This is a genomic window from Longimicrobium sp. (assembly GCF_036280135.1).
Taxonomy (GTDB): domain Bacteria; phylum Gemmatimonadota; class Gemmatimonadetes; order Longimicrobiales; family Longimicrobiaceae; genus Longimicrobium.
In genome coordinates, this window is record NZ_DASURI010000031.1 from 1 (window position 1) to 2,239 (window position 2,239).

General features: G+C 74.3%; 2 protein-coding genes. Both read right to left on the reverse strand.

What is annotated here, in order from left to right; translation table 11 throughout:
• Positions 1-926, reverse strand: a 926-nt coding sequence (locus VFZ20_RS00960) for a zinc-binding alcohol dehydrogenase (RefSeq protein ID WP_329681936.1), incomplete at its 3' end; no start/stop codon positions are given.
• Positions 927-1,037: 111 nt separating this feature from the next.
• The coding region (locus tag VFZ20_RS00965) for a glycosyltransferase (protein WP_329681937.1) at positions 1,038-2,239 on the reverse strand (1,202 nt) is incomplete at its 5' end.

Consider the following 2,239-nt stretch of genomic DNA (forward strand, 5'->3'; position numbering starts at 1 on the left):
TCGCGGCCGCCCTCCTCGTACTCCGGGTCGTAGCGGCCGGGGCCGTACGAGCGGGACAGGCGCAGCTGCAGCTCCTTGTCGTAGTACACCTTGCGGGGGATGTCCATCCGCACGGCGCCCACCATGCTGACGATGCCCCGGTCGCGGCACAGCTCGCCCGCCAGCTCGATGGGGTCGTTGCTGTCCGCCGCCGCCGTCACGATCACGCTGTCGGCGCCCACGCCGCCCGTGAACGCCTCCAGGGCGCCGTGCACGTCGTCAGAGCGCAGGACGGCCAGCTCCGCGCCCAGCTCCTTCGCGAGCGCCACCTTGGACGGGTCCAGGTCGATGCCCACCACGCGGCACCCCGCCGCGCGAAGGATCTGCACCGTCAGCTGTCCCAGCAGCCCCAGACCGATGACGGCCACCGTCTCGCCCAGCCGCGGCTCGGCCACGCGCACGCCCTGCAGGGCGATGGCGCCGAGGGTGACGTAGCTGGCGTCCTCGAAGCTCACCCCGTCGGGGATGTGCACCGTGAGGTTGCGGGGGACAAAGACGGCGGCCGCGTGCGACGCGTAGCCCATCCCCGCGCAGGCCACGCGGTCGCCGGCCTGGAACTCCGGCGCGCCCCGCCCGGCGGATTCCACCACGCCCGCGCACGAGTAGCCCAGGGCCATGGGCTGGTCCAGCCGGCTCATCACCGTTTGCATGGTGGGGCCCAGGCCGTCCTTGCGCACCTTGTCCACCACCTGGCGCACGAGGTCCGGCCGCTCGCGGGCCTTGCCCAGCAGCGACTTGCCGGCGAAGTCGATGATCATCTTCTCCGTGCCGGCGCTGATGAGCGAGGCGGCGTTGCGCACCACCACGCCGCTGGCGCGCGGCGCCGGCTCGGGGACCTCGGCCAGCTCCAGCTTGCCGGAGCGGACGTGCTGCAGGACCTGCTTCATGTGAAAATCCCGATATGGTACAACGCCGCCGCGCCGGTGCATCGGCGCGGCAGCGCAAGGGTCAACGAATTCGCGTCCTTCGCCCCGCGCGGCGCGGGCGAAGGCGGCAATCTATCGCGCCGCGTCGCGCACGGCACGGCGAAAGAGGGCGAGGTTCGCCTCCAGCACGGACGCGTCGCGCGCGGCCGCCTCGCCGAAGGCGCGCGCGGCGGCGGAGCGGCGGGCGTGCTCGTCCCCCGCCGCGTCCACGTACGCCTGGAGAATGGAGACGAAGCGCTCCGGCGGCTCCAGGGGCAGCGCCCATCCCGCGCCGGCCGCCTCCAGCCCGCCCCACGGCGTGCGGTCGCTCGTCAGCACGGGCAGGCCGGCCAGCAGCGCCTCCAGCACCACGTGGCCAAAGTTCTCGCCCAGCGTGGGAAACAGGAACAGGTGGTGGGCCGCGAGCGCCTCGTTCACCTGCTCCGGCCGCAGCGGGCCCGCGTGCTCCACCCGCACGTTGGCGGGGAGCCCCGCCATGACGGCCTGGCACTCCGCCCAGTGTGCCGGGTCGTCCACGGGCCCGTAGACCGTGAGCGAGACGTCGCCCCGCAGCCCGGCCAGCATCCGCAGGGCACCCGCCAAGTTCTTCTTCCCCGAGATGCGGGAAAGAAAGACGGCCCGCAGCTCGCCCGCGCGCTTGGGCGCGGGCAGGCGCGCGGGCGCCGCGTCCACCTGCTCGCGAAGGTCCGGCGCCACGAGCACGCGCGCGTCCGTCCCGAACCACTGCCGCACCTCGTCCGCCTCCACGGAGGACGACGCCTGCCACAGCACGCCGCGGTACAATCCGGTGGCGCGCGCCAGGCGCAGGAACGCCACCTTCTTGGCGCGCTTGAGCGAGAGCGCGCCCTCCGAGAGCTCGCCCCGCGGCGCCACGACCACGGGCACGCGCGGCAGGCGGCCCAGGGCGCGCCACGCCAGCGGCTGCAGGGTAAAGACGGGCGAAAAAGCGCTGTTCAGGTAGACCACGTCCGGCCGCGCCTCGCGGAGGGCGCGGGCCACGGCGGCGGCGCCGCGCTCCCCCGGGGCCAGGTAGCGCACGGGCGTGCCCGCCACGGCGGACCAGGCGCCGGGCACCAGGCCGGAGTACGCTGCAGTGTCCAGCATGTCGCGGTCGCGGCTGATGACGTGAAAGTCCAGCGCGTCCGCCAGCTGGGCGGCCATGTGGCCCACCGTGCGCAGGGCCCCGCCCGCCTTGTAGCCCGGCAGATAATAGTCGATCAGTGCCGCCACGCGGATGCGCGCGTCGTGCCCCGGGCGCGCCGCACCCGGCGGGG